This is a genomic window from Serratia sp. S4 (assembly GCF_000347995.1).
Taxonomy (GTDB): domain Bacteria; phylum Pseudomonadota; class Gammaproteobacteria; order Enterobacterales; family Enterobacteriaceae; genus Serratia; species Serratia quinivorans.
The window spans coordinates 4859318-4882719 of the sequence record NZ_KB661120.1 but is presented as its reverse complement, the minus strand read 5'-3'; the positions used below and the strand labels follow the sequence as shown (position 1 = coordinate 4882719).

Genomic DNA, 23402 nt, shown 5'->3' with positions numbered 1-23402 from the left:
ATTATTAGTCTTTGCGGAGCATGGTAACGGAAAACCGCTACCCTGACGACGCTTTGGAGGGGAATGATGTCGCAGCCGCCGAAGGTCTTGCTGCTGTATGCCCATCCGGAATCCCAGGACTCGGTCGCGAATCGGGTTTTGCTTCGACCGGCACAGCAGTTGGAACATGTCACCGTGCACGATTTATACGCGCACTATCCTGATTTTTTTATTGATATTCACCACGAACAACAACTGCTGCGTGAACATCAGGTCATTGTTTTTCAACATCCTCTCTATACCTACAGTTGCCCGGCCCTGCTGAAAGAATGGCTGGATCGCGTGCTGTCGCGTGGTTTTGCCAGCGGCATGGGGGGCAATGCGCTGGCGGGAAAATACTGGCGTTCGGTGATCACCACCGGTGAACCGGAGGGCGCCTACCGTACCGGCGGTTATAACCGCTATCCGATAGAAGATATTTTGCGCCCGTTTGAGTTGACCGCCGCCATGTGCCATATGCACTGGCTGACGCCGATGCTGGTGTATTGGGCGCGTCGGCAGAAGCCAGAGGTGCTGGAAAGCCATGCCACGGCCTATGGCGACTGGTTGCGCAACCCGCTGCCACACGGAGGGAGGTAAACATGGAAGGCTCAACCTTACTGACCGCAATTTTACTGTTTCTGTTCGCTGCGGTGGTCACGGTGCCGATTGCACGCCGCCTGGGTATTGGCGCGGTCTTGGGCTACCTGATCGCCGGCATTGCCATCGGGCCCTGGGGGCTGGGCTTCATTCGCGACGTCGACGAGATCCTGCACTTTTCCGAATTGGGCGTGGTGTTTCTGATGTTTATCATCGGCCTGGAGCTGAACCCCAGCAAGCTGTGGGAGTTGCGGCGTTCAATCTTTGGCGTCGGTGCCGGACAGGTGCTGATCACCGCCGCGGTGCTGGGGGCCCTGCTTTATCTGACCCATTTTGCTTGGCAGGCCGCCGTGATAGGCGGTATCGGGCTGGCGATGTCGTCAACCGCCATGGCGTTGCAGCTAATGCGCGAGAAGGGCATGAACCGCAATGAGGGCGGCCAACTGGGGTTCTCGGTGCTGCTGTTCCAGGATATGGCGGTGATCCCGGCGCTGGCGCTGATCCCGATCCTCGCCGGGGCCGGGGGCAGCAGTGACGACTGGGCACAAATTGCACTCAAGGTGGCGGCGTTCGGCGGCATGCTGATTGGCGGGCGGTTCCTGTTGCGGCCACTGTTCCGCTATATCGCCTCTTCCGGAGTACGCGAAATCTTCACCGCTGCCGCTCTGCTGGTGGTGTTGGGGGCGGCGATGTTTATGGATGCGCTCGGCCTGTCGATGGCGCTCGGCACCTTTATCGCCGGCGTGTTGCTGGCGGAGAGTGAATATCGCCATGAGCTGGAGATTTCAATCGAGCCATTCAAGGGGCTGCTGCTGGGGCTGTTCTTTATCTCGGTGGGCATGGCGTTGAATATCGGCGTACTCTATACCCATCTGGCCGAAGTGCTGCTGGGCGTGGTGGTGCTGGTGGCGATCAAGTCGGGCGTCCTGTATTCGCTGTCGCGTATTTTTGGCCTGCGCAGTTCGGTGCGTTTGCAGTTTGCCGGCGTGCTTAGCCAGGGCGGCGAGTTTGCCTTCGTACTGTTTTCGGCGGCAGGCACGCAGAAGGTGCTGCAGCCCGATCAACTCGCGCTGTTGCTGGTGGTGGTGACCTTGTCGATGATGACTACGCCGCTGTTGATGCAAATTATTGACCGTATTCTGGTGCGCCGATACAACGCCAGGGATGAAGACGAAGAGACACCCTATGTGGAGGACGATGACCCGCAGGTGATCATCGTCGGCTTCGGGCGTTTTGGTCAGGTGATCGGCCGATTGCTGATGGCCAACAAGATGCGCATCACCGTATTGGAGCGCGATGTCAGCGCCGTTGGCGTGCTGCGCCGCTACGGTTACAAGGTATATTACGGCGACGCCACCGAACTGGAGCTGCTGCGTGCGGCCGGTGCGGCGAAGGCCAGGTCGATCGTGATCACCTGCAATGAGCCGGAAGACACTATGGAAATTGTGCGGCTGTGTCAGCAGCATTTCCCCGATCTGAGCATTTTGGCGCGAGCGCGCGGTCGTGTTGAAGCGCACGAATTGCTGCAGGCCGGGGTCAAGCAGTTCAGCCGCGAAACCTTCTCCAGCGCGCTGGAACTGGGGCGAAAGGCACTGATGGAGTTAGGTATGCATCCGCATCAGGCCTATCGTGCGCAACAGCACTTCCGCCGGCTGGACATGCGTATGCTGCGTGAATTGATGCCGCCGCATCACGGCGATGTGGCGCAAATTTCCCGCGTGAAAGAAGCGCGGCGTGAGTTGGAAGAACTTTTCCACCGAGAAATGCAAAAAGAGAGTCGCCAGTTCGACGGCTGGGATGAATACGAATAATTTGGAGCACTGAGATGTCTGCAACACGTAAAAGATTTATCGCCGGAGCAGTCTGCCCGAGCTGTAAGGCTATGGATACGCTGGCAGTTTGGCGTGAAGACCAGGTCGAAGTGGTGGAGTGCGTCAAGTGCGGCCATCACCAGCGACAGACCGAAGAACAGGTGGAAAAGCACGTCCGGCCGCAGGAGCAGGTGATCGGTATTTTCCATCCGGAGTAGCGTTATCGGGCGCGATTTTTTATGCTGAAGGGTACAGCGGGAAAGATTTCCGATACAATCTGTCCGGTTAAGGCGCGGCCCCCATGACGGTTGCGTCCAAGTATCCAACGGTAGGAGATATCATGAAAGTAGCAAAAGACTTGGTGGTCAGCCTGGCTTACCAAGTACGTACAGAAGACGGTGTGTTGGTTGATGAGTCTCCGGTGAGTGCGCCGCTGGACTATCTGCATGGGCATGGTTCACTGATTGCGGGTCTGGAAAAAGCACTCGAAGGCCACGAAGCGGGCGACCGTTTTGACGTGAATGTTGGCGCTAACGATGCGTACGGCAACTACGACGAAAACCTGGTGCAGCGCGTGCCGAAAGACGTCTTTATGGGCGTTGACGAGTTGGAAGTGGGTATGCGCTTCCTGGCTGATACCGATCAGGGCCCAGTGCCAGTCGAAATCACCGAAGTGGACGGCGACCACGTAGTGGTTGACGGTAACCACATGCTGGCGGGTCAGAACCTGAACTTCAACGTGGAAGTTGTCGCGATCCGCGAAGCTACCGCTGAAGAACTGGCGCACGGCCACGTACATGGCGAGCACGATCATCATCACGACCATGAACACGGTGAAGGCTGCTGCGGCGGTCATGGCCATGACCACGATCATGACCATGCACACGACCAGGCTCCGGCCAAGAAAGGCGGTTGCGGTAACGGCGGTTGCGGTTGCCACTAATCGCAATGCTGTAACGGCAATGCTGTAACGGCAAAAAAAAGGGCGGCCCTGGGGCTGCCCTTTTTTATTGTTTATCAATAATGTGGCGGCGGAGTCTCTTCCGACTGCGAAGCGATCATCGACGTCTGGCTCGAACGCAGTTTATCGGTCAGCACGCGCAGGTGCTCTTGTAATTTCAGCATTTCAAACTGGTGCTGCACCACGATCTGATTGAGCTCTTCGATGGTGACTTCCTGGAAGGCCTGGCGGCTCTCCAGCTCTTCCAGCCGCAGTAACAGGCTGTGGTTATCGGCGTTGTGCATGGTGCTACCTCTGACGCGGTTTAATCCTGAATCTGACGCTATGTTAACAGCTGCCGCCGGCTTTGCGCTGCGCTATTTCACCCCGTTTCATGGGGGCGATAACCGCACGCGTCATAGCACTGTGTAAAGTGCTGAAAAATAGAGCGCTTACCATGGGCGGATTTGTTACCGTTGGGCGTCGGATGATGGAAAAATCTGATTTATCATACGGGTAGCACATTAAACGAAACTTCTGTTTAAAGCTGGAGTCACACTTTGACTCGATTGGTTACCTGTGTGACTGTTTTGTTTTGTTTCGGACAGCTATAGTAGCCCGGTTATCTTACTTAATGATTGTTTGGGGCATCGCTTCAGACACTGGAGAAATGGATGAAATCTTTGTTTAAAGTCACGCTTCTGGCAACCACCATGGCTTTTGCTTTGAATGCGACCCAGGTTATGGCTGCTGATGCAGCTAAACCAGCAGAAGCGGCTAAAGCTGCCGACGCGGCACCAAGCACTGGCAAGTTCAAGAACGATGACGAGCAAGCGGCTTACGCACTGGGTGCATCCCTGGGCCGTTACATGGACAACTCGCTGAAAGAGCAAGAAAAACTGGGCATCAAACTGGATAAAGACCAGTTGATCTCAGGCGTTCAGGACGCTTTTGCCAACAAGAGCAAGCTGAACGATGCAGATATCGAAAAAACCCTGCAAAGCTTTGAAGCACGCGTGAAGGCTTCCGCTCAGGCGAAGATGGAGCAGGATGCGAAAGATAACGAAGCGAAAGGCACCAAGTACCGTGATACCTTCGCTAAAGAAAAAGGCGTGAAGAAAACCGAGTCTGGCCTGCTGTATCAGGTAGAGAAGCCAGGTACCGGCGCGGCGCCTAAAGACAGCGATACCGTTGTGGTGAACTACAAGGGCACCCTGACCGACGGTACCGAGTTTGACAACTCCTACACCCGTGGTGAGCCACTGTCATTCCGTCTGGACGGTGTGATCCCAGGCTGGACCGAAGGCCTGAAACACATCAAGAAAGGCGGCAAAATCAAGCTGGTTATCCCACCGGCGCTGGCCTACGGTAAAACTGGCGTCCCGGGTATTCCGGCTAACTCCACTCTGGTGTTCGACGTTGAGCTGCTGGATGTGAAAGCCGCGCCGAAAGCGGACGCCAAGGCTGAGAAACCGGCTGACGCAGCGGCCGATGCCAAAGCGCAGTAAGTCTGCCTGAGCCCCACACCGCCGCGAACATTCTTCGCGGCGGTGTTCATTTCAACCTGCCAAATCAGGCGTAACTTTCACTTCCTCCCCCACTGATCGCTTGACGCCTGCCGGGCATCGGGCTTAACGTCAATACCACGCGCAAACGCAAGGACTTTACTCTGGCTGTTTTGCTAGACTAATTATCCGGACTTATAAGTCATGCGCCTGCCCCTTAGGGCGTGTACCTAAAACTGTTCCTGGTCGTCAAGGCCGGCGGACGCACATCGTGCTGTTTCAGACTGATATCAGCCAGCCACCCTGCGTAATCACAAGGGTGTGCCGCCTGTGGAAGGGAACCCGCACGAGCAGTTTTAGCTGCGCCCCCTGGCACAGGCGATCTTTGAGGGTGGTATTTTCGATGTCTAATTCGCTTTTATCCAGCGAAGCCAGCGAACTTGATTTGCTGAACGAACGTCCGTTTACCCAAACGGATCATGAAATTTTGAAGTCTTACGAAGCGGTAGTTGATGGCCTGGCGATGCTGATCGGCGGGCACTGTGAGATCGTGCTGCACGCACTGGAAGATTTGAAATGCTCGGCGGTACGTATTGCCAACGGTGAGCATACCGGGCGGCAAATCGGTTCGCCGATTACCGATCTGGCGCTGCGCATGTTGCACGATATGGCCGGCAATGACAGTAGCGTATCGCAGGCCTATTTTACTCGCGCCAAGAGCGGTGTGCTGATGAAGTCGGTGACCATCGCCATCCGCAATCGCGAGCAGCGAGTGATCGGCCTGCTGTGTATCAACATGAACCTCGACGTGCCTTTCTCGCAGGTGATGCAGACATTTATGCCGCCGGAAACGCAGGAAGTGGCCCCTTCGGTCAACTTTGCGTCCTCCGTTGACGATCTGGTGGCACAAACGCTGGAGTTCACCATCGAAGAAGTTAATGCCGACCGCAACGTTTCCAACAATGCCAAAAATCGTCAGGTGGTACTGAATCTCTATGAGAAGGGTATTTTTGATATCAAGGATGCGATTAATCAGGTGGCGGACCGTCTGAATATCTCCAAGCACACCGTCTATCTGTATATCCGCCAGTTCAAAAGCGGCGATCTGTTGGGAACTGAACGCTGATGCTGGATTACTGCCTTGTGGTCACCGGCCCGGCGTATGGCACCCAGCAGGCCAGTAGCGCCTATCAGTTTGCTCAGGCTCTATTGGCGAAAGGACACCGCCTCTCCAGCGTGTTTTTTTACCGTGAAGGGGTGTTGAACGCCAACCAGCTGACGGCGCCTGCCGGTGATGAGTTTGATTTGGTCCGTGGCTGGGTACAATTGGCGCAGCAGCATGGCATCGAGCTCAATGTCTGCGTTGCCGCTGCGTTGCGACGTGGGGTGACCGATGAGCAGGAGGCTGCACAACAGGGGTTGCCCGCGGCAAACCTCCAACCGGGTTTTATCCTCAGTGGGTTGGGCTCACTGGCCGAGGCTGCGCTGAGCAGTGACCGCCTGGTGCAGTTCTGAGAAAATTTATGAAACGAGTTGCTTTTGTTTTTACCCAGGGCCCTCACGGCAACGCCGGCGGCAGGGAAGGGCTGGATGCGTTACTGGCCACCTCGGCGCTGAGCGAAGATCTGGGCGTGTTTTTTATCGGTGACGGCGTATTGCAGCTATTGCCGGGGCAGCAACCGGAAAAAATTCTGGCTCGCAATTACATCGCCACCTTTGGTGTACTGCCATTGTATGACGTTGAACGCTGCTATCTGTGCCAGGCATCCTTGCAGGAACGCGGTCTGAGTCAGGTGACTGACTGGGTGCTGGACGCCGAGGTATTGGCACCGGACGCGCTGGGCCAACTCTTGGCCGGCTATGATGCGGTGATGACTTTTTAGGAAATCCTGATGTTGTATACCCTTAGCCATTCCCCCACTCAATGCGATTTGCCTGCGCTGCTGCGCCTGACGGCAGCGGGCGACGACCTGCTGCTGCTACAGGATGGTGTGCTGGCCGGCCTGGCCGGTAGTGCGCATCTTGAATTGCTGCTTAATGCCCCCATATCCCTTTATGCACTGCAAGATGACCTGGAAGCCAGAGGCTTGATTGGTCATTTTTCGCACAAAATCACTGTCATCGGCTATAATCACTTCGTTGAATTAACCGAAAAGCATCGCAGCCAAATGTCCTGGTGATGAGAGTAATGTTGTATATTTCTTGACACCTCTACTGCTCAGCCATAAAATTCTGCGTCCCGTACTTTGCCTGTAGTGCATACGGGGGGATTTATCACATGTTTACGAAGCAACAAACGAAGCAAAAACCAGGAGCTTTTTAATGGCAACAATTAATCAGCTGGTACGCAAACCACGCTCTGTGAAGGCTGCTAAAAGCAACGTTCCAGCGCTGGAAGCTTGCCCGCAGAAACGTGGCGTATGTACTCGCGTATATACCACCACTCCTAAGAAACCAAACTCCGCACTGCGTAAAGTATGCCGTGTGCGTTTGACTAACGGTTTTGAAGTTACCTCCTACATCGGCGGTGAAGGTCATAACCTGCAGGAACACTCCGTGATCCTGATCCGTGGCGGTCGTGTAAAAGACTTGCCAGGTGTGCGTTACCACACCGTCCGTGGTGCACTTGACTGCTCCGGTGTTAAAGACCGTAAGCAAGCTCGTTCCAAGTACGGCGTGAAGAAGCCAAAGGCTTAATGGTTCTCCGTTAAGTAAGGCCAAACATTTTCACTTTAATGTCAAAATAAACTCGTAGAGTTTTGGACAATCCTGAATTAACAACGGAGTATTTCCATGCCACGTCGTCGCGTAATCGGCCAACGTAAAATCCTTCCAGATCCTAAGTTCGGATCCGAACTGTTGGCCAAATTTGTAAACATCCTGATGGTAGATGGTAAAAAATCTACTGCAGAAGCAATCGTCTATACCGCGCTGGAAACCCTGGCTCAGCGTTCTGGTAAAGATCACCTGGAAGCTTTTGAAGTAGCTCTCGACAACGTTCGCCCGACTGTAGAAGTTAAGTCGCGCCGCGTTGGTGGTTCTACTTATCAGGTACCAGTTGAAGTCCGCCCGGTCCGTCGTAATGCTCTGGCAATGCGCTGGATCGTTGATGCTGCTCGTAAACGCGGTGATAAATCCATGGCTCTGCGCTTGGCGAACGAACTTTCTGATGCAGTTGAGAACAAAGGTTCTGCTGTTAAGAAACGTGAAGACGTTCACCGTATGGCAGAAGCCAACAAGGCGTTCGCCCACTACCGCTGGTAATTGCCACGCAGTAGTTATGCTAACCAAGCGGGCGCTTCAAGAAGCCAACCCGCTTGGGTTAACTGAACTTGAACGCCTAAGGCAATAGAGGAATCAAATGGCTCGTAAAACACCCATTGAGCGCTATCGTAACATCGGTATCAGCGCTCACATCGACGCCGGTAAAACGACCACTACCGAACGTGTTTTGTTCTACACCGGTGTAAACCACAAAATCGGTGAAGTGCACGACGGCGCAGCTACCATGGACTGGATGGAGCAGGAGCAGGAACGTGGTATTACCATCACGTCTGCTGCGACTACCTGTTTCTGGTCTGGTATGGCTAAGCAGTTCGACGCACACCACATCAACATCATCGACACCCCAGGACACGTTGACTTCACCATCGAAGTAGAACGTTCCATGCGTGTTCTTGATGGCGCGGTAATGGTTTACTGTGCAGTTGGTGGCGTTCAGCCACAGTCTGAAACCGTATGGCGTCAGGCTAACAAATATAAAGTTCCACGCATCGCGTTCGTTAACAAAATGGACCGCATGGGTGCTAACTTCCTGAAAGTTGTTGATCAGATTGAAAAACGTCTGGGCGCAACTCCGGTCCCTCTGCAGCTGGCTATCGGCGCAGAAGAGAAATTCACCGGTGTTGTTGACCTGGTGAAAATGAAAGCCATCAACTGGAACGAAGCCGATCAGGGCGTGACCTTCGAATACGAAGAGATCCCGGCTGATATGCAAGAACTGGCTGAAGAATGGCGTCAGAAGCTGGTTGAGTCCGCTGCTGAAGGTTCTGATGAGCTGATGGAGAAATTCTTTGGTGGCGAAGAGCTGACTGAAGAAGAGATCAAAACTTCTCTGCGTAAGCGCGTTCTGAACAACGAAATCATCCTGGTTACCTGTGGTTCTGCGTTTAAAAACAAAGGCGTACAGGCAATGCTGGATGCTGTTGTTGAGTATCTGCCGGCACCAACTGACGTTGCAGCAATCAACGGCATTTTGGATGACGGTAAAGACACTCCAGCAGTTCGTCGTTCTGACGATGCTGAGCCGTTCTCTGCTCTGGCGTTCAAAATCGCTACTGACCCATTCGTGGGTAACCTGACGTTCTTCCGTGTTTACTCCGGTCTTGTTAACTCAGGTGACACTGTATTTAACCCAGTGAAATCTCAGCGTGAACGTCTGGGCCGTATCGTTCAGATGCATGCTAACAAGCGTGAAGAGATCAAAGAAGTTCGCGCAGGCGACATCGCTGCAGCTATCGGTCTGAAAGACGTGACTACCGGTGACACTCTGTGTGATCCGAACAACGTGATCATTCTGGAGCGCATGGAGTTCCCTGAGCCGGTAATCTCCGTTGCAGTTGAACCAAAAACCAAAGCTGACCAGGAAAAAATGGGTCTGGCTCTGGGCCGTCTGGCGAAGGAAGATCCATCATTCCGCGTATGGACTGACGAAGAATCAGGTCAGACTATCATCGCAGGTATGGGTGAACTTCACCTGGATATCCTGGTTGACCGTATGCGTCGTGAATTCAACGTTGAAGCGAACGTGGGCAAACCTCAGGTTGCTTACCGTGAAGCGATTCGTTCGAAAGTTACCGATATCGAAGGTAAACACGCCAAGCAGTCTGGTGGTCGTGGTCAGTATGGTCACGTTGTGATCGACATGTACCCACTGGAGCCGGGCTCAAATCCGAAAGGCTACGAGTTCATCAATGACATTAAAGGTGGTGTAATCCCAACGGAATACATCGGTGCCATTGATAAAGGCCTCCAGGAGCAGCTTAAGTCTGGTCCGCTGGCCGGTTACCCGGTAGTTGATCTCGGTGTGCGTCTGCATTTCGGTTCTTACCACGATGTTGACTCCTCCGAATTGGCGTTTAAACTGGCCGCTTCTATCGCCTTTAAAGATGGCTTTAAGAAAGCGAAACCTGTTTTGCTTGAGCCAATCATGAAGGTTGAAGTTGAAACGCCGGAAGAGAACACTGGTGACGTCATCGGTGACCTTAGCCGTCGTCGTGGTCAACTGAAAGGTCAGGAATCCAACGCTACTGGCGTTCAGATTCACGCTGAAGTTCCGTTGTCCGAGATGTTCGGCTACGCAACTCAACTGCGTTCTCTGACCAAAGGCCGTGCTTCTTACTCCATGGAGTTCCTGAAGTACGATGATGCGCCGAACAACGTCGCTCAGGCCGTTATTGAAGCCCGTGGTAAATAAGCTTTCGGGTTTAACACATTGATCAGTGCTCTCTCCATGAGGGGAGAGCATAAGAGTAAGGAATATAGCCGTGTCTAAAGAAAAATTTGAACGTTCCAAACCGCACGTTAACGTTGGTACTATCGGCCACGTTGACCACGGTAAAACTACCCTGACTGCAGCAATCACCACCGTTCTGGCTAAAACCTACGGCGGTTCTGCACGTGCTTTCGACCAGATCGATAATGCGCCAGAAGAAAAAGCTCGTGGTATCACCATCAACACTTCTCACGTTGAATATGACACCCCAAGCCGTCACTACGCGCACGTTGACTGCCCAGGGCACGCCGACTACGTTAAAAACATGATCACCGGTGCTGCTCAGATGGACGGCGCTATCCTGGTTGTTGCTGCGACTGACGGCCCTATGCCTCAGACCCGTGAGCACATCCTGCTGGGTCGTCAGGTTGGCGTTCCTTTCATCATCGTATTCATGAACAAATGTGACATGGTTGATGATGAAGAGCTGCTGGAACTGGTAGAAATGGAAGTTCGTGAACTTCTGTCTGCTTATGACTTCCCTGGTGATGACCTGCCGGTTGTTCGTGGTTCAGCGCTGAAAGCACTGGAAGGCGAAGCTGAGTGGGAAGCTAAAATCATCGAGCTGGCTGGCTACCTGGATTCTTACATCCCAGAACCAGAGCGTGCTATCGACAAGCCGTTCCTGCTGCCAATCGAAGACGTATTCTCCATCTCCGGTCGTGGTACTGTTGTTACCGGTCGTGTTGAGCGCGGTATCGTTAAAGTTGGCGAAGAAGTTGAAATCGTTGGTATCAAAGACACCGTTAAGTCTACCTGTACTGGCGTTGAAATGTTCCGCAAACTGCTGGACGAAGGCCGTGCTGGTGAGAACGTTGGTGTTCTGCTGCGTGGTATCAAGCGTGAAGATATCGAACGTGGTCAGGTACTGGCTAAACCAGGTTCTATCAAGCCACACACCAAATTCGACTCAGAAGTTTACATCCTGAGCAAAGAAGAAGGTGGTCGTCATACTCCATTCTTCAAAGGCTACCGTCCACAGTTCTACTTCCGTACAACTGACGTGACCGGTACCATCGAACTGCCAGAAGGCGTTGAGATGGTAATGCCTGGCGATAACGTGAACATGGTTGTTACCCTGATTCACCCAATCGCGATGGACGACGGTCTGCGTTTCGCAATCCGTGAAGGCGGCCGTACTGTAGGCGCTGGTGTTGTTGCTAAAGTTATCGCTTAATCGCGAATAATTTTTCGACACAAAAAGAGGGCACTTCGGTGCCCTTTTTTTATGCAATTTTTCCAAATCTTAATTGAAATAAAAAGCATTCCTATTTAGACTTACAGCATTGGTTAAGAAGTGAGTCCCTCTATGTATGTATGTCTGTGTAATGCCGTGACTGACAAAGCGATCCGCAAGGCCGTGCGTCAGCACAATCCGCATACCATGAAACAACTGCGTGAACTTGTACCTATTGGTACCGATTGTGGAAAGTGCATTCGCCAGGCGAGACAGATTATGGTGGAGGAAAGCGGAACCATTATCCATATGCACGAAGTCGCCTAACTAAAGGTAAGGTTATTTTTTGACTCTTGGCTTTCAGCTTCTACACTTTTAGAACTGGCCAGGAGGAGTTACCTATGAAAGGCGATAAAAAGATCATTGCTCACCTCAACAAACTGCTCGGCAACGAGCTGGTTGCCATCAATCAATATTTCCTGCATGCCCGAATGTTCAAGAACTGGGGTTTAACTCGCCTCAATGATAAGGAATACCACGAGTCGATCGACGAAATGAAGCATGCCGATCGTTACATCGAACGTATTTTGTTTTTGGAAGGTATCCCGAACTTGCAGGACCTCGGCAAGTTAAATATTGGCGAAGATATTGAAGAAATGTTGCGTTCAGATCTGACTCTGGAGTTGGACGGTGCCAAGGGGCTGCGTGAAGCTATAGCTTACGCCGATTCCATCCATGACTACGTCAGCCGTGATTTGATGATAGAGATCCTGGCAGATGAGGAAGAGCATATCGACTGGCTGGAAACAGAACTTGATTTGATCGACCGCCTGGGTATTCAGAACTACGCACAAGCCCAACTTTAGCAATGTAAAAGCTGTTTCTCCCACTTAACAACAATGCTTCCCTGCCGGCATGTTTTATCTCCGGCAGGGCAGGGGGAGCAGCCTCAACGTCCCACTGATTCCCTCGCAAGCCAATGCCCCCAGCTTACCGAATCGTCATCCAAGAGCTAAAACTGTATTAAATGTCGATATCCTGAGCATATTTCCATCTGCGCCTTGCTTCTCGCTCTGTTTTGCGTATAATGCGCGGGCTTACCTAATCTTGGTAAGCCTGATTTTAGCGAATCAGTCGATAGGCAAGTTCGTTTTGCCCTTCGAACAATACTCCCGATATGGGGGTTATATGTTGACGATTACACTCCCCCATCAATCGAAATGGGTGTGAGGAGTAATTATTTACGTTTATAAATAATTGGAGCTCTGGTCTCATGCAGAACCAAAGAATCCGTATCCGCCTGAAAGCGTTTGATCATCGTCTTATCGATCAATCAACCGCGGAAATCGTCGAGACTGCTAAGCGCACTGGTGCGCAAGTCCGTGGTCCGATCCCGCTGCCAACTCGCAAAGAGCGCTTTACCGTTCTGATCTCTCCGCACGTTAACAAAGACGCGCGTGATCAGTACGAAATTCGCACTCACAAGCGTCTGGTTGACATCGTTGAGCCAACCGAGAAAACCGTTGATGCTCTGATGCGTCTGGATCTGGCTGCTGGTGTAGACGTGCAGATCAGCCTGGGTTAATCAGGTCATTGAGCGATTGAGAGGTTGAAACAATGATTGGTTTAGTCGGTAAGAAATTGGGCATGACTCGTATCTTCACTGAAGATGGCGTTTCTATCCCAGTAACCGTGATTGAAATTGAAGCGAACCGCGTGACTCAGGTCAAAGACCTGGCTAACGACGGGTACCGTGCTGTGCAGGTTACTACCGGTAGCAAAAAAGCTAACCGCGTAACCAAGCCGGAAGCGGGCCATTTCGCTAAAGCTGGCGTTGAAGCTGGCCGTGGTCTGTGGGAATTCCGCACTGCTGAAGGTGAAGAATTTACTGCAGGTCAAAACATCAGCGTAGAAATCTTCGCTGAAGTTAAAAAAGTCGATGTTACCGGTACTTCTAAAGGTAAAGGTTTTGCTGGCACTGTAAAGCGCTGGAACTTCCGTACCCAAGACGCTACCCACGGTAACTCCTTGTCTCACCGCGTTCCGGGTTCTATCGGTCAGAACCAGACTCCGGGCAAAGTGTTCAAAGGCAAGAAAATGGCTGGCCACCTGGGTGACGAGCGTGTAACCGTTCAAAGCCTGGACGTAGTACGTGTTGACGCTGAGCGCAACCTGCTGCTGGTTAAGGGTGCTGTACCGGGCGCAACCGGTGGCAACCTGATCGTTAAACCAGCTGTGAAGGCGTAAGGGGATAGCAATGGAATTAGTATTGAAAGACGCGCAAAGCGCGCTGACTGTTTCCGAAACTACCTTCGGTCGTGACTTTAACGAAGCGCTGGTACACCAGGTTGTTGTTGCTTATGCAGCAGGTGCCCGTCAAGGTACTCGTGCTCAGAAGACCCGTGCTGAAGTAACTGGTTCCGGTAAAAAACCGTGGCGCCAGAAAGGTACCGGCCGTGCGCGTTCAGGTTCTGTAAAGAGCCCGATCTGGCGTTCAGGTGGCGTGACCTTTGCTGCGAAGCCTCAGGACCACAGTCAGAAAGTAAACAAAAAGATGTACCGCGGCGCGCTGAAAAGCATCCTGTCCGAACTGGTACGTCAAGATCGTCTGATCATTGTCGAGAAGTTCTCTGTAGAAGCGCCTAAAACTAAGCTGCTGGCACAGAAACTGAAAGATATGGCTCTGGAAGATGTGCTGATCGTAACCGGCGAACTGGATGAGAATCTGTTCCTGGCTGCTCGCAACCTGTACAAGGTTGACGTGCGCGATGTAGCAGGTATCGACCCGGTTAGCCTGATCGCCTTCGACAAAGTGGTTATGACTGCTGATGCTGTGAAGCAAGTTGAGGAGATGCTGGCATGATCCGTGAAGAACGTCTGCTGAAAGTGCTGCGTGCACCGCACGTATCTGAAAAAGCATCCGCTGCGATGGAAAAAACTAACACCATCGTTCTCAAAGTTGCCAAAGACGCGACCAAAGCAGAAATTAAAGCTGCAGTGCAGAAACTGTTTGAAGTCGAAGTCGAAGACGTTAACACCCTGGTAGTTAAAGGGAAAGTGAAGCGTCACGGTCAGCGTGTTGGTCGTCGTAGCGACTGGAAAAAAGCTTACGTCACCCTGAAAGAAGGCCAGAATCTGGACTTCATCGGCGGCGCAGAGTAAGTCGGAGGAGTAAGAACAATGGCAATTGTTAAATGTAAACCTACATCTCCGGGTCGTCGCCACGTTGTTAAAGTGGTTAACCCTGAGCTGCACAAGGGTAAACCTCATGCCCCGCTGCTTGAGAAACTGAGCAAAAGCGGTGGCCGTAACAACAATGGCCGTATCACCACCCGTCATATCGGTGGTGGCCACAAGCAACATTATCGTCTGGTTGACTTCAAACGCAACAAAGACGGTGTGGCTGCAGTGGTTGAGCGTCTGGAGTACGATCCGAACCGTTCCGCGAACATCGCGCTGGTTCTGTACAAAGACGGCGAACGCCGTTATATCCTGGCGCCGAAAGGTCTGAAAGCTGGTGACCAGATCCAATCTGGCGTTGATGCTGCAATCAAGGTAGGTAACGCCCTGCCAATGCGCAACATCCCAGTGGGTTCAACGGTTCATAACGTAGAAATGAAACCAGGTAAAGGCGGTCAGATCGCTCGCTCTGCTGGTGCCTACGTTCAGATCGTTGCACGTGATGGTTCCTACGTAACTCTGCGTCTGCGCTCAGGCGAAATGCGTAAAGTTCCAGTTGATTGCCGCGCCACCCTGGGTGAAGTCGGTAACGCTGAACATATGCTTCGCGTTCTGGGTAAAGCAGGTGCTGCACGTTGGCGTGGTATTCGTCCTACCGTTCGCGGTACGGCGATGAACCCGGTAGATCACCCGCACGGTGGTGGTGAGGGTAAAAACTTTGGTAAACACCCAGTAACACCATGGGGCGTTCAGACCAAAGGTAAGAAAACCCGCAGCAACAAGCGTACTGATAAGTTCATCGTACGTCGCCGTAGCAAAAAATAATTAGAGGATAAGCCATGCCACGTTCTCTCAAGAAAGGTCCTTTTATTGACCTGCACTTGCTGAAGAAGGTAGAGAAAGCGGTGGAAAGCGGTGACAAGAAGCCTTTGCGCACTTGGTCCCGTCGTTCAACGATCTTTCCTAACATGATCGGTTTGACCATCGCTGTCCATAATGGTCGTCAGCACGTACCAGTGTTCGTTTCCGATGAAATGGTCGGTCACAAACTGGGTGAATTCGCGCCGACTCGCACTTATCGCGGCCATGCGGCTGATAAAAAAGCTAAAAAGCGCTAAGGTAGGAGGAAGAGATGGAAACTATCGCTAAACATCGCCACGCTCGTTCTTCTGCACAGAAGGTCCGCCTTGTTGCAGACCTGATCCGCGGTAAGAAAGTGTCGCAAGCTCTGGAAACTCTGGCCTACACCAACAAGAAAGCTGCTGGTCTGGTTAAGAAAGTGCTGGAGTCTGCCATTGCTAACGCAGAACACAACGATGGCGCTGACATCGATGATCTGAAAGTCACGAAAATCTTCGTAGACGAAGGCCCAAGCATGAAGCGCATTATGCCGCGTGCAAAAGGTCGTGCAGATCGCATCCTGAAGCGCACCAGCCACATTACTGTGGTTGTGTCCGATCGCTGAGACTCTGGAGACTAGCAATGGGTCAGAAAGTACATCCTAATGGTATTCGCCTGGGTATTGTCAAACCTTGGAACTCTACTTGGTATGCGAATACCAAAGAATTCGCTGACAACCTGGACAGCGACTTTAAAGTTCGCCAATTCCTGATTAAGGAACTGGCGAAAGCTTCCGTTTCTCGCATCGTTATCGAGCGTCCTGCGAAGAGCATCCGTGTGACTATTCACACTGCTCGTCCAGGCATCGTTATCGGCAAGAAAGGTGAAGATGTCGAAAAACTGCGTAAGGTCGTAGCGAACATCGCTGGCGTTCCTGCGCAAATTAACATCGCCGAAGTCCGTAAACCGGAACTTGACGCTAAATTGGTTGCTGACAGCATCACTTCACAGTTGGAACGTCGCGTTATGTTCCGTCGTGCTATGAAGCGTGCTGTACAGAACGCAATGCGTCTTGGCGCTAAAGGTATCAAAGTTGAAGTAAGCGGCCGCCTTGGCGGTGCTGAAATCGCGCGTACCGAATGGTACCGTGAAGGTCGTGTTCCGTTGCATACACTGCGTGCGGATATCGATTACAACACATCTGAAGCGCACACCACTTATGGTGTAATCGGCGTTAAGGTATGGATCTTCAAAGGTGAGATCCTGGGTGGTATGGCTGCAGTTGAACAACCGGAACCGGCTGCTCAACCTAAAAAGCAGCAGCGTAAAGGCCGCAAGTAAGGAGAGTCGCTGATGTTACAACCAAAGCGTACAAAATTCCGTAAGATGCACAAAGGCCGCAACCGTGGTCTGGCGCAGGGTACGGATGTTAGCTTCGGCACTTTCGGTCTGAAAGCTGTTGGCCGTGGCCGTCTGACTGCTCGTCAAATCGAAGCAGCTCGTCGTGCAATGACTCGTGCAGTTAAGCGTCAAGGTAAAATTTGGATCCGTGTATTCCCGGACAAACCAATTACCGAGAAGCCGCTCGAAGTGCGTATGGGTAAAGGTAAGGGTAACGTGGAATATTGGGTTGCCCTGATCCAACCTGGGAAAGTCCTGTACGAAATGGACGGTGTACCAGAAGAGGTCGCCCGTGAGGCATTCAAGCTGGCTGCAGCTAAATTGCCGATCAAAACCACCTTTGTAACTAAGACGGTGATGTAATGAAAGCACAAGAGCTGCGTGAAAAAAGCGTTGAAGAGCTGAACACTGAGCTGCTCAACCTGCTGCGTGAGCAATTTAACTTGCGCATGCAGGCGGCAAGTGGCCAGCTGCAACAAACTCACCTGTTGAAACAAGTGCGTCGTAATGTCGCACGCGTTAAGACTTTACTGACTGAAAAGGCGGGTGTGTAAATGACTGATATTAACCGTACTCTGCAGGGTCGTGTTATTAGTGACAAAATGGAGAAATCCATGGTTGTTGCTATCGAGCGCACGGTGAAGCACCCGATCTACGGGAAATTCATCAAGCGTACGACCAAGCTGCACGTACATGACGAGAACAACGAATGTGGTATCGGTGACGTGGTAGAAATCCGCGAATGCCGTCCACTGTCCAAGACTAAGTCCTGGACGTTGGTTCGCGTTGTAGAGAAAGCGATTCTGTAATAGAGTAGCTGGCTCTAACTTATAAACGGCTCAGAAAATGAGCCGTTTATTTTTTCTACCCATACTCTGGAAGCGGTGTTATAATGCTGCGCCCTTGGTTATGGGGCTTTTCAACGATCTAGTAATAGGTCCTAAAGTTGTAGTTGACATTAGCGGAGCACTAACATGATCCAAGAACAGACTATGCTGACCGTGGCCGACAACTCCGGTGCACGTCGCGTAATGTGTATCAAGGTTCTAGGTGGCTCGCACCGTCGCTACGCAGGCATTGGCGATGTCATCAAAATTACCATCAAGGAAGCAATTCCTCGCGGTAAGGTGAAGAAAGGCGATGTGCTGAAGGCGGTAGTGGTGCGCACCAAGAAGGGTGTACGTCGCCCGGACGGTTCTGTCATTCGCTTCGATGGTAATGCATGCGTTATTTTAAACAATAACAGCGAGCAACCTATCGGTACGCGTATTTTTGGGCCGGTAACTCGTGAACTGCGTAATGAGAAGTTCATGAAAATTATCTCTCTGGCACCAGAAGTACTCTAAGGAGCGAAACATGGCAGCGAAAATCCGTCGTGATGACGAAATTATCGTGCTTACCGGGAAAGACAAAGGTAAACGCGGTAAAGTAAAAAATGTCCTGTCTGCTGGTAAGGTCATTGTTGAAGGTATCAACCTGGTTAAGAAACATCAGAAGCCGGTCCCGGCCCTGAACCAACCAGGTGGCATTGTTGAAAAAGAAGCTGCAATTCAAGTTTCTAACATTGCTCTCTTCAACGCGGCTACCGGTAAGGCTGACCGTGTAGGCTTTAGATTCGAAGACGGGAAAAAAGTCCGTTTCTTCAAATCTAACAGCGAAACTATCAAGTAATTTGGAGTAATACGATGGCGAAACTGCATGATTACTACAAAGACGAGGTAGTCAAACAACTGATGTCTCAGTTTGATTACAACTCTGTCATGCAAGTCCCTCGGGTCGAGAAGATCACCCTGAATATGGGTGTTGGTGAAGCGATCGCTGACAAGAAACTGCTGGATAATGCAGCAGCGGATCTGGCAGCAATCTCCGGTCAAAAGCCGTTCATCACCAAAGCACGCAAATCTGTTGCAGGCTTCAAAATCCGCCAGGGCTATCCGATCGGCTGTAAAGTAACTCTGCGTGGCGAACGCATGTGGGAGTTCTTTGAGCGACTGATTTCCATTGCTGTTCCACGTATCCGTGACTTCCGTGGCTTGTCCGCTAAGTCATTCGATGGCCGTGGTAACTACAGCATGGGTGTGCGTGAGCAAATCATCTTCCCAGAAATCGACTACGACAAAGTCGATCGCGTTCGTGGTTTGGATATTACCATTACCACTACTGCGAAATCTGATGATGAAGGCCGCGCGCTGTTGGCTGCTTTTAACTTCCCGTTCCGTAAGTAAGGCAGGGTTACTGATGGCTAAGCAATCAATGAAAGCACGCGAAGTCGTTCGCGTGAAACTGGCTGAAAAGTACCGCGCTAAACGCGAGGAACTGAAGGCTATCATTTCTGGTGTGAACTCTTCCGACGAAGATCGTTGGGATGCTGTTCTCAAGCTGCAAACTCTGCCGCGTGATTCCAGCCCGTCTCGTCAGCGTAAACGCTGCCGCCAAACTGGCCGTCCACATGGTTATGTGGGCAAATTCGGGTTGAGCCGTATCAAGTTACGTGAAGCCGCTATGCGCGGTGAAGTACCAGGCTTGAAAAAGGCTAGCTGGTAATTACCAATTGAATCACGGGAGTAAAGACAGATGAGCATGCAAGATCCGATCGCGGATATGCTGACCCGTATCCGTAACGGTCAAGCCGCGAACAAAGTTGCGGTCACCATGCCTTCCTCCAAGCTGAAAGTGGCAATTGCCAACCTGCTGAAGGAAGAAGGTTTTATTGAAGATTTCAAAATCGAAGGCGACACCAAGCCTGTTCTGGAACTGGTACTGAAGTACTTCCAGGGCAAGGCAGTGGTAGAAAGCATTCAACGAATTAGCCGTCCTGGTCTGCGCATCTACAAGAAAAAAGATGCACTGCCAAAAGTTATGGCTGGTTTGGGTATTGCTGTTATTTCTACCTCTAAAGGTGTTATGACCGATCGTGCAGCTCGCCAAGCAGGTCTTGGTGGCGAGATTATCTGCTACGTAGCTTAATTCGGGAGGAAAGAATGTCTCGTGTTGCAAAAGCACCCGTCGTCATTCCTGCCGGCGTAGAGGTAAAACTCAACGGTCAGGTTATTTCGATTAAGGGTAAGAACGGCGAGCTGACTCGTACTGTCCACAACGCCGTTGAAGTGAAGCAAGAAGCTAACGCACTGACTTTCGCCCCGCGCGAAGGTTTTGCTAACGCATGGGCCCAAGCGGGTACTACGCGCGCTCTGCTGAACGCAATGGTTGTTGGTGTTACCGAAGGCTTCACCAAGAAGCTTCAACTGGTAGGTGTTGGTTATCGTGCTGCTGTTAAAGGCAACGTGGTGAATTTAGCCTTAGGCTTCTCTCACCCGGTCGATCACCAGCTGCCAGCAGGTATTACTGCTGAATGCCCAAGCCAAACTGAAATCGTGCTGAAAGGCGCTGATAAGCAAGTTATTGGCCAGGTTGCTGCAGATCTGCGTGCCTACCGCCGTCCTGAGCCTTACAAAGGCAAGGGTGTCCGTTACGCCGATGAAGTCGTGCGTACCAAAGAGGCTAAGAAGAAGTAAGGTAACACTATGGATAAGAAATCTGCTCGTATCCGTCGTGCGACCCGCGCACGCCGTAAGATCAAAGAACTGGGTGCAACCCGCCTGGTGGTACATCGTACCCCGCGTCACATTTACGCACAGGTAATTGCTCCAAATGGTTCTGAAGTACTGGTAGCTGCTTCTACTTTAGAAAAAGCTGTCACAGAGCAATTGAAGTATTCCGGTAACAAAGACGCAGCAGCAGCCGTAGGTAAAGCTCTGGCTGAGCGCGCGTTGGAAAAAGGGATCTCTAAAGTATCCTTTGACCGTTCCGGTTTCCAATATCATGGTCGAGTCCAGGCACTGGCAGATGCTGCCCGTGAAGCTGGCCTTCAGTTCTAAGGAAGAGGTTTAAGATGGCTCACATCGAAAAACAAGCTGGCGAACTGCAGGAAAAGCTGATCGCGGTAAACCGCGTATCTAAAACCGTAAAAGGTGGCCGTATTTTCAGCTTTACCGCACTGACAGTAGTTGGTGATGGTAACGGTCGCGTTGGTTTTGGCTACGGCAAAGCACGCGAAGTTCCGGCAGCGATCCAGAAAGCGATGGAAAAAGCCCGTCGCGCTATGATTAATGTTGCTTTGAATAGCGGTACTCTGCAGCACCCTGTTAAAGGTGCTCACACGGGTTCTCGCGTGTTCATGCAACCAGCTTCCGAAGGTACCGGTATCATCGCCGGTGGTGCAATGCGCGCCGTCCTGGAAGTTGCAGGGGTTCATAACGTATTAGCTAAAGCATATGGTTCTACTAACCCGATCAACGTGGTTCGTGCAACTATTGCTGCTTTGGAAGATATGAAATCCCCAGAAATGGTCGCTGCCAAGCGTGGTAAGTCCGTCGAAGAAATTCTAGGGAAATAACCATGGCAAAGACTATTAAAGTAACTCAAACAAAAAGCAGCATCGGCCGTTTGCCAAAGCACAAGGCAACCTTGCTCGGTTTAGGTCTGCGTCGTATTGGTCATACTGTAGAGCGTGAGGATACTCCTGCTGTACGTGGTATGGTCAACTTGGTTTCCTACATGGTTAAGGTTGAGGAGTAACAGATGCGTTTAAATACTCTGTCTCCGGCTGAAGGTGCCAAGCATGCGCCTAAGCGTGTAGGTCGTGGTATTGGTTCTGGCCTGGGTAAAACCGCTGGTCGTGGTCACAAAGGTCAGAACTCACGTTCTGGCGGTGGCGTACGTCGTGGTTTTGAAGGTGGTCAGATGCCTTTATATCGTCGTTTGCCGAAATTCGGCTTCACCTCTCGCAAAGCTATGATCACGGCAGAAGTTCGTCTGTCTGAACTGGCTCTTGTTGAAGGCGACGTAATCGACCTGAACACGCTGAAAGCCGCTAACGTTGTTGGTGTCCAGATCGAATTCGCGAAAGTTATGCTTTCTGGCGAAATCGCTCGTCCGGTTACCCTGCGTGGTCTGCGTGTCACCAAAGGCGCTCGTGCTGCTATCGAAGCTGCTGGCGGTAAAATTGAGGAATAAGTAGCAGATGGCTAAGCAACCAGGATTAGATTTTCAAAGTGCTAAAGGCGGACTCGGCGAGCTGAAGCGCAGACTTTTGTTTGTAATCGGCGCGCTGATTGTCTTCCGTATCGGCTCTTTTATTCCGATTCCTGGTATCGATGCCACTGTGCTTGCCAAATTGCTCGAGCAGCAGAGAGGCACTATCATTGAAATGTTTAACATGTTCTCTGGTGGTGCCCTCAGCCGTGCTTCTATCTTTGCCCTGGGGATCATGCCGTATATTTCGGCGTCGATCATTATCCAGCTGTTAACGGTGGTTCATCCAGCGTTAGCAGAAATCAAGAAAGAAGGGGAGGCTGGCCGTCGCAAGATTAGTCAGTACACCCGTTACGGTACGCTGGTGTTGGCTATATTCCAGTCGATCGGTATTGCTACCGGTTTGCCGAATATGCCTGGTATGCAAGGTCTGGTATTAAACCCAGGCTTTGCGTTCTACTTTACTGCAGTAGTGAGCTTGGTTACCGGGACAATGTTCCTGATGTGGCTGGGTGAACAGATTACTGAACGTGGTATCGGTAACGGTATCTCGATCATTATCTTTGCAGGCATTGTAGCGGGACTCCCGCCGGCTGTGGCCCATACTATCGAACAAGCCCGGCAAGGCGACCTGCACTTCCTCCTGTTGCTGTTGGTTGCAGTATTGGTGTTTGCAGTAACCTTCTTCGTTGTTTTCATCGAACGTGGTCAACGTCGTATCGTCGTTAACTATGCGAAACGTCAACAAGGTCGTCGTGTTTATGCAGCACAGAGCACACACTTACCGTTGAAAGTGAACATGGCAGGGGTTATCCCGGCAATCTTCGCTTCCAGCATTATTCTGTTCCCGGCCACGATTGCATCATGGTTTGGGGGCGGTACCGGTTGGAACTGGCTGACAACGATTTCGCTGTATTTGCAGCCAGGGCAACCGCTTTATGTGTTACTCTATGCGTCTGCAATCATCTTCTTCTGTTTCTTTTACACGGCGTTGGTTTTCAACCCGCGTGAGACAGCAGATAACCTGAAGAAGTCCGGTGCCTTCGTACCAGGAATTCGTCCGGGAGAGCAAACGGCGAAGTATATCGATAAAGTAATGACGCGTTTAACCCTGGTGGGCGCGATGTACATTACTTTCATCTGCCTGATCCCGGAGTTCATGCGTGATGCAATGAAAGTACCATTCTACTTTGGTGGTACCTCGCTACTGATCGTGGTTGTCGTCATCATGGACTTTATGGCTCAAGTGCAAACTCTGATGATGTCAAGTCAGTACGAGTCTGCATTGAAGAAAGCAAACCTGAAAGGCTATAACCGCTAACAGGTTCGTTTGAGAAGTTAC

Annotated in this window: 38 protein-coding genes; 37 read left to right on the top strand and 1 reads right to left on the bottom strand. The window is 51.6% G+C overall.

What is annotated here, in order from left to right; all coding sequences use genetic code 11:
• The first annotated feature begins 66 nt into the window (after positions 1-66).
• The 4 genes from kefG (at position 67) to slyD (ending at position 3372) form a co-directional block, all read left to right on the top strand.
• On the top strand, positions 67-618 hold the full coding sequence (gene kefG / locus SERS4_RS0123565; protein WP_012147239.1) for a glutathione-regulated potassium-efflux system ancillary protein KefG: 552 nt from the start codon (positions 67-69) through the stop codon (positions 616-618).
• A gap of 2 nt (positions 619-620) precedes the next feature.
• On the top strand, positions 621-2429 hold the full coding sequence (gene kefB, locus SERS4_RS0123560) for a glutathione-regulated potassium-efflux system protein KefB (protein WP_017894255.1): 1809 nt from the start codon (positions 621-623) through the stop codon (positions 2427-2429).
• Between the two features lie 14 nt (positions 2430-2443).
• Entirely contained in the window at positions 2444-2647 is a 204-nt protein-coding gene (locus tag SERS4_RS0123555; protein ID WP_012147237.1) for a YheV family putative zinc ribbon protein, read from the top strand.
• A gap of 122 nt (positions 2648-2769) precedes the next feature.
• Positions 2770-3372 (top strand): peptidylprolyl isomerase, encoded by a 603-nt coding sequence (gene slyD, locus SERS4_RS0123550; RefSeq protein ID WP_012147236.1) that lies wholly within the window; start codon positions 2770-2772, stop codon positions 3370-3372.
• Between the two features lie 74 nt (positions 3373-3446).
• Here the strand turns inward: slyD and SERS4_RS0123545 are convergent, their stop codons facing one another.
• Positions 3447-3674, bottom strand: a complete 228-nt coding sequence (locus tag SERS4_RS0123545; RefSeq protein ID WP_012147235.1) for a SlyX family protein — start codon at positions 3672-3674, stop codon at positions 3447-3449.
• 369 nt (positions 3675-4043) lie between these two features.
• On the opposite strand from SERS4_RS0123545, the gene fkpA reads away from it, so the two are divergent.
• The 33 genes from fkpA to secY all read left to right on the top strand — a co-directional run bounded on the left by fkpA (position 4044) and on the right by secY (position 23381).
• Complete coding sequence (fkpA, locus tag SERS4_RS0123540; protein WP_012147234.1) at positions 4044-4877, top strand: FKBP-type peptidyl-prolyl cis-trans isomerase; 834 nt, start codon at positions 4044-4046, stop codon at positions 4875-4877.
• Positions 4878-5277: 400 nt separating this feature from the next.
• On the top strand, positions 5278-6000 hold the full coding sequence (locus SERS4_RS0123535) for a transcriptional regulator (RefSeq protein WP_012147233.1): 723 nt from the start codon (positions 5278-5280) through the stop codon (positions 5998-6000).
• On the top strand, positions 6000-6389 hold the full coding sequence (tusD, locus tag SERS4_RS0123530) for a sulfurtransferase complex subunit TusD (protein ID WP_017894253.1): 390 nt from the start codon (positions 6000-6002) through the stop codon (positions 6387-6389). The genes SERS4_RS0123535 and tusD overlap by 1 nt, the downstream gene beginning before the upstream one ends.
• 8 nt (positions 6390-6397) lie before the next feature.
• Entirely contained in the window at positions 6398-6757 is a 360-nt protein-coding gene (gene tusC / locus SERS4_RS0123525; protein ID WP_012147231.1) for a sulfurtransferase complex subunit TusC, read from the top strand.
• Between the two features lie 9 nt (positions 6758-6766).
• Entirely contained in the window at positions 6767-7054 is a 288-nt protein-coding gene (gene tusB, locus SERS4_RS0123520) for a sulfurtransferase complex subunit TusB (protein ID WP_017894252.1), read from the top strand.
• Positions 7055-7196: 142 nt separating this feature from the next.
• Positions 7197-7571 (top strand): 30S ribosomal protein S12, encoded by a 375-nt coding sequence (gene rpsL / locus SERS4_RS0123515; RefSeq protein ID WP_004930426.1) that lies wholly within the window; start codon positions 7197-7199, stop codon positions 7569-7571.
• A gap of 96 nt (positions 7572-7667) precedes the next feature.
• The gene (rpsG, locus tag SERS4_RS0123510) at positions 7668-8138 is read left to right on the top strand and encodes a 30S ribosomal protein S7 (RefSeq protein WP_012147229.1); all 471 of its coding nucleotides are present in this window, start codon (positions 7668-7670) and stop codon (positions 8136-8138) included.
• 97 nt (positions 8139-8235) lie between these two features.
• On the top strand, positions 8236-10350 hold the full coding sequence (gene fusA, locus SERS4_RS0123505) for an elongation factor G (RefSeq protein WP_012147228.1): 2115 nt from the start codon (positions 8236-8238) through the stop codon (positions 10348-10350).
• 70 nt (positions 10351-10420) lie between these two features.
• Entirely contained in the window at positions 10421-11605 is a 1185-nt protein-coding gene (tuf, locus tag SERS4_RS0123500) for an elongation factor Tu (RefSeq protein ID WP_012147227.1), read from the top strand.
• A 132-nt stretch (positions 11606-11737) separates the two neighbouring features.
• The gene (gene bfd / locus SERS4_RS0123495; protein ID WP_017894251.1) at positions 11738-11932 is read left to right on the top strand and encodes a bacterioferritin-associated ferredoxin; all 195 of its coding nucleotides are present in this window, start codon (positions 11738-11740) and stop codon (positions 11930-11932) included.
• A 74-nt stretch (positions 11933-12006) separates the two neighbouring features.
• Positions 12007-12471, top strand: a complete 465-nt coding sequence (bfr, locus tag SERS4_RS0123490) for a bacterioferritin (RefSeq protein WP_017894250.1) — start codon at positions 12007-12009, stop codon at positions 12469-12471.
• Between the two features lie 407 nt (positions 12472-12878).
• The gene (rpsJ, locus tag SERS4_RS0123485; protein WP_001181005.1) at positions 12879-13190 is read left to right on the top strand and encodes a 30S ribosomal protein S10; all 312 of its coding nucleotides are present in this window, start codon (positions 12879-12881) and stop codon (positions 13188-13190) included.
• 32 nt (positions 13191-13222) lie between these two features.
• Positions 13223-13852, top strand: coding sequence for a 50S ribosomal protein L3 (gene rplC / locus SERS4_RS0123480; protein WP_012147224.1), 630 nt, complete (start codon positions 13223-13225; stop codon positions 13850-13852).
• Positions 13853-13862: 10 nt separating this feature from the next.
• Positions 13863-14468, top strand: a complete 606-nt coding sequence (gene rplD, locus SERS4_RS0123475; RefSeq protein WP_012147223.1) for a 50S ribosomal protein L4 — start codon at positions 13863-13865, stop codon at positions 14466-14468.
• Positions 14465-14767 (top strand): 50S ribosomal protein L23, encoded by a 303-nt coding sequence (rplW, locus tag SERS4_RS0123470; protein WP_012147222.1) that lies wholly within the window; start codon positions 14465-14467, stop codon positions 14765-14767. Before rplD ends, rplW begins: the two co-directional genes overlap by 4 nt.
• A gap of 18 nt (positions 14768-14785) precedes the next feature.
• Complete coding sequence (gene rplB, locus SERS4_RS0123465) at positions 14786-15610, top strand: 50S ribosomal protein L2 (RefSeq protein ID WP_012147221.1); 825 nt, start codon at positions 14786-14788, stop codon at positions 15608-15610.
• 14 nt (positions 15611-15624) lie between these two features.
• On the top strand, positions 15625-15903 hold the full coding sequence (gene rpsS, locus SERS4_RS0123460) for a 30S ribosomal protein S19 (RefSeq protein WP_004929772.1): 279 nt from the start codon (positions 15625-15627) through the stop codon (positions 15901-15903).
• A gap of 14 nt (positions 15904-15917) precedes the next feature.
• Positions 15918-16250 carry a 50S ribosomal protein L22 gene (gene rplV / locus SERS4_RS0123455; protein WP_004391423.1) on the top strand — a complete coding sequence of 111 codons (333 nt, stop codon included), beginning with the start codon at positions 15918-15920 and terminating at the stop codon, positions 16248-16250.
• A 17-nt stretch (positions 16251-16267) separates the two neighbouring features.
• A complete protein-coding gene (gene rpsC, locus SERS4_RS26805; protein ID WP_012147220.1) occupies positions 16268-16966 on the top strand; it encodes a 30S ribosomal protein S3 in 699 nt (232 codons plus the stop codon).
• A gap of 12 nt (positions 16967-16978) precedes the next feature.
• Positions 16979-17389, top strand: coding sequence for a 50S ribosomal protein L16 (gene rplP / locus SERS4_RS26800; protein ID WP_004951171.1), 411 nt, complete (start codon positions 16979-16981; stop codon positions 17387-17389).
• The gene (gene rpmC, locus SERS4_RS26795) at positions 17389-17580 is read left to right on the top strand and encodes a 50S ribosomal protein L29 (protein WP_004951169.1); all 192 of its coding nucleotides are present in this window, start codon (positions 17389-17391) and stop codon (positions 17578-17580) included. The genes rplP and rpmC overlap by 1 nt, the downstream gene beginning before the upstream one ends.
• Positions 17581-17835, top strand: a complete 255-nt coding sequence (gene rpsQ, locus SERS4_RS26790; RefSeq protein WP_012147219.1) for a 30S ribosomal protein S17 — start codon at positions 17581-17583, stop codon at positions 17833-17835.
• 165 nt (positions 17836-18000) lie between these two features.
• Positions 18001-18372 (top strand): 50S ribosomal protein L14, encoded by a 372-nt coding sequence (gene rplN, locus SERS4_RS0123430; RefSeq protein ID WP_004951161.1) that lies wholly within the window; start codon positions 18001-18003, stop codon positions 18370-18372.
• 10 nt (positions 18373-18382) lie between these two features.
• A complete protein-coding gene (gene rplX, locus SERS4_RS0123425; protein WP_004951158.1) occupies positions 18383-18697 on the top strand; it encodes a 50S ribosomal protein L24 in 315 nt (104 codons plus the stop codon).
• 14 nt (positions 18698-18711) lie between these two features.
• Positions 18712-19251, top strand: coding sequence for a 50S ribosomal protein L5 (gene rplE, locus SERS4_RS0123420; RefSeq protein WP_004951155.1), 540 nt, complete (start codon positions 18712-18714; stop codon positions 19249-19251).
• A 13-nt stretch (positions 19252-19264) separates the two neighbouring features.
• Positions 19265-19570, top strand: a complete 306-nt coding sequence (gene rpsN / locus SERS4_RS0123415) for a 30S ribosomal protein S14 (RefSeq protein ID WP_012147218.1) — start codon at positions 19265-19267, stop codon at positions 19568-19570.
• Between the two features lie 30 nt (positions 19571-19600).
• Positions 19601-19993, top strand: a complete 393-nt coding sequence (gene rpsH, locus SERS4_RS0123410) for a 30S ribosomal protein S8 (RefSeq protein ID WP_004951149.1) — start codon at positions 19601-19603, stop codon at positions 19991-19993.
• A gap of 14 nt (positions 19994-20007) precedes the next feature.
• Entirely contained in the window at positions 20008-20541 is a 534-nt protein-coding gene (gene rplF / locus SERS4_RS26785) for a 50S ribosomal protein L6 (protein WP_012147217.1), read from the top strand.
• A gap of 9 nt (positions 20542-20550) precedes the next feature.
• The gene (gene rplR, locus SERS4_RS26780; RefSeq protein ID WP_012147216.1) at positions 20551-20904 is read left to right on the top strand and encodes a 50S ribosomal protein L18; all 354 of its coding nucleotides are present in this window, start codon (positions 20551-20553) and stop codon (positions 20902-20904) included.
• Between the two features lie 14 nt (positions 20905-20918).
• Positions 20919-21422, top strand: coding sequence for a 30S ribosomal protein S5 (gene rpsE / locus SERS4_RS0123395; RefSeq protein WP_004951140.1), 504 nt, complete (start codon positions 20919-20921; stop codon positions 21420-21422).
• A 2-nt stretch (positions 21423-21424) separates the two neighbouring features.
• Positions 21425-21604, top strand: coding sequence for a 50S ribosomal protein L30 (gene rpmD, locus SERS4_RS0123390; protein ID WP_012147215.1), 180 nt, complete (start codon positions 21425-21427; stop codon positions 21602-21604).
• A gap of 3 nt (positions 21605-21607) precedes the next feature.
• Complete coding sequence (rplO, locus tag SERS4_RS0123385; RefSeq protein ID WP_012147214.1) at positions 21608-22042, top strand: 50S ribosomal protein L15; 435 nt, start codon at positions 21608-21610, stop codon at positions 22040-22042.
• 7 nt (positions 22043-22049) lie between these two features.
• A complete protein-coding gene (gene secY, locus SERS4_RS0123380) occupies positions 22050-23381 on the top strand; it encodes a preprotein translocase subunit SecY (protein WP_004929740.1) in 1332 nt (443 codons plus the stop codon).
• Positions 23382-23402: the final 21 nt, after the last annotated feature.

Excerpts from the sequence above, each read along its gene's own strand:
- rpsJ (WP_001181005.1), top strand. The coding sequence starts at position 12,879 with ATGCAGAACCAAAGAATCCGTATCCGCCTGAAAGCGTTTGATCATCGT.
- rplV (WP_004391423.1), top strand. The coding sequence starts at position 15,918 with ATGGAAACTATCGCTAAACATCGCCACGCTCGTTCTTCTGCACAGAAG.
- fkpA (WP_012147234.1), top strand. The coding sequence starts at position 4,044 with ATGAAATCTTTGTTTAAAGTCACGCTTCTGGCAACCACCATGGCTTTT.
- kefG (WP_012147239.1), top strand. The coding sequence starts at position 67 with ATGTCGCAGCCGCCGAAGGTCTTGCTGCTGTATGCCCATCCGGAATCC.
- tusB (WP_017894252.1), top strand. The coding sequence starts at position 6,767 with ATGTTGTATACCCTTAGCCATTCCCCCACTCAATGCGATTTGCCTGCG.
- rpmC (WP_004951169.1), top strand. The coding sequence starts at position 17,389 with ATGAAAGCACAAGAGCTGCGTGAAAAAAGCGTTGAAGAGCTGAACACT.
- rplP (WP_004951171.1), top strand. The coding sequence starts at position 16,979 with ATGTTACAACCAAAGCGTACAAAATTCCGTAAGATGCACAAAGGCCGC.
- SERS4_RS0123555 (WP_012147237.1), top strand. The coding sequence starts at position 2,444 with ATGTCTGCAACACGTAAAAGATTTATCGCCGGAGCAGTCTGCCCGAGC.
- fusA (WP_012147228.1), top strand. The coding sequence starts at position 8,236 with ATGGCTCGTAAAACACCCATTGAGCGCTATCGTAACATCGGTATCAGC.
- rpsQ (WP_012147219.1), top strand. The coding sequence starts at position 17,581 with ATGACTGATATTAACCGTACTCTGCAGGGTCGTGTTATTAGTGACAAA.
- SERS4_RS0123535 (WP_012147233.1), top strand. The coding sequence starts at position 5,278 with ATGTCTAATTCGCTTTTATCCAGCGAAGCCAGCGAACTTGATTTGCTG.
- rpsN (WP_012147218.1), top strand. The coding sequence starts at position 19,265 with ATGGCTAAGCAATCAATGAAAGCACGCGAAGTCGTTCGCGTGAAACTG.
- rpsG (WP_012147229.1), top strand. The coding sequence starts at position 7,668 with ATGCCACGTCGTCGCGTAATCGGCCAACGTAAAATCCTTCCAGATCCT.
- slyD (WP_012147236.1), top strand. The coding sequence starts at position 2,770 with ATGAAAGTAGCAAAAGACTTGGTGGTCAGCCTGGCTTACCAAGTACGT.
- tusC (WP_012147231.1), top strand. The coding sequence starts at position 6,398 with ATGAAACGAGTTGCTTTTGTTTTTACCCAGGGCCCTCACGGCAACGCC.
- rplC (WP_012147224.1), top strand. The coding sequence starts at position 13,223 with ATGATTGGTTTAGTCGGTAAGAAATTGGGCATGACTCGTATCTTCACT.
- rplB (WP_012147221.1), top strand. The coding sequence starts at position 14,786 with ATGGCAATTGTTAAATGTAAACCTACATCTCCGGGTCGTCGCCACGTT.
- tusD (WP_017894253.1), top strand. The coding sequence starts at position 6,000 with ATGCTGGATTACTGCCTTGTGGTCACCGGCCCGGCGTATGGCACCCAG.
- bfd (WP_017894251.1), top strand. The coding sequence starts at position 11,738 with ATGTATGTATGTCTGTGTAATGCCGTGACTGACAAAGCGATCCGCAAG.
- rplO (WP_012147214.1), top strand. The coding sequence starts at position 21,608 with ATGCGTTTAAATACTCTGTCTCCGGCTGAAGGTGCCAAGCATGCGCCT.
- rpsH (WP_004951149.1), top strand. The coding sequence starts at position 19,601 with ATGAGCATGCAAGATCCGATCGCGGATATGCTGACCCGTATCCGTAAC.
- kefB (WP_017894255.1), top strand. The coding sequence starts at position 621 with ATGGAAGGCTCAACCTTACTGACCGCAATTTTACTGTTTCTGTTCGCT.
- rplW (WP_012147222.1), top strand. The coding sequence starts at position 14,465 with ATGATCCGTGAAGAACGTCTGCTGAAAGTGCTGCGTGCACCGCACGTA.
- rplF (WP_012147217.1), top strand. The coding sequence starts at position 20,008 with ATGTCTCGTGTTGCAAAAGCACCCGTCGTCATTCCTGCCGGCGTAGAG.
- secY (WP_004929740.1), top strand. The coding sequence starts at position 22,050 with ATGGCTAAGCAACCAGGATTAGATTTTCAAAGTGCTAAAGGCGGACTC.
- rpsL (WP_004930426.1), top strand. The coding sequence starts at position 7,197 with ATGGCAACAATTAATCAGCTGGTACGCAAACCACGCTCTGTGAAGGCT.
- rpsE (WP_004951140.1), top strand. The coding sequence starts at position 20,919 with ATGGCTCACATCGAAAAACAAGCTGGCGAACTGCAGGAAAAGCTGATC.
- SERS4_RS0123545 (WP_012147235.1), bottom strand. The coding sequence starts at position 3,674 with ATGCACAACGCCGATAACCACAGCCTGTTACTGCGGCTGGAAGAGCTG.
- rplX (WP_004951158.1), top strand. The coding sequence starts at position 18,383 with ATGGCAGCGAAAATCCGTCGTGATGACGAAATTATCGTGCTTACCGGG.
- bfr (WP_017894250.1), top strand. The coding sequence starts at position 12,007 with ATGAAAGGCGATAAAAAGATCATTGCTCACCTCAACAAACTGCTCGGC.
- rpsC (WP_012147220.1), top strand. The coding sequence starts at position 16,268 with ATGGGTCAGAAAGTACATCCTAATGGTATTCGCCTGGGTATTGTCAAA.
- rplN (WP_004951161.1), top strand. The coding sequence starts at position 18,001 with ATGATCCAAGAACAGACTATGCTGACCGTGGCCGACAACTCCGGTGCA.
- rplR (WP_012147216.1), top strand. The coding sequence starts at position 20,551 with ATGGATAAGAAATCTGCTCGTATCCGTCGTGCGACCCGCGCACGCCGT.
- rplD (WP_012147223.1), top strand. The coding sequence starts at position 13,863 with ATGGAATTAGTATTGAAAGACGCGCAAAGCGCGCTGACTGTTTCCGAA.
- rpsS (WP_004929772.1), top strand. The coding sequence starts at position 15,625 with ATGCCACGTTCTCTCAAGAAAGGTCCTTTTATTGACCTGCACTTGCTG.
- rplE (WP_004951155.1), top strand. The coding sequence starts at position 18,712 with ATGGCGAAACTGCATGATTACTACAAAGACGAGGTAGTCAAACAACTG.
- rpmD (WP_012147215.1), top strand. The coding sequence starts at position 21,425 with ATGGCAAAGACTATTAAAGTAACTCAAACAAAAAGCAGCATCGGCCGT.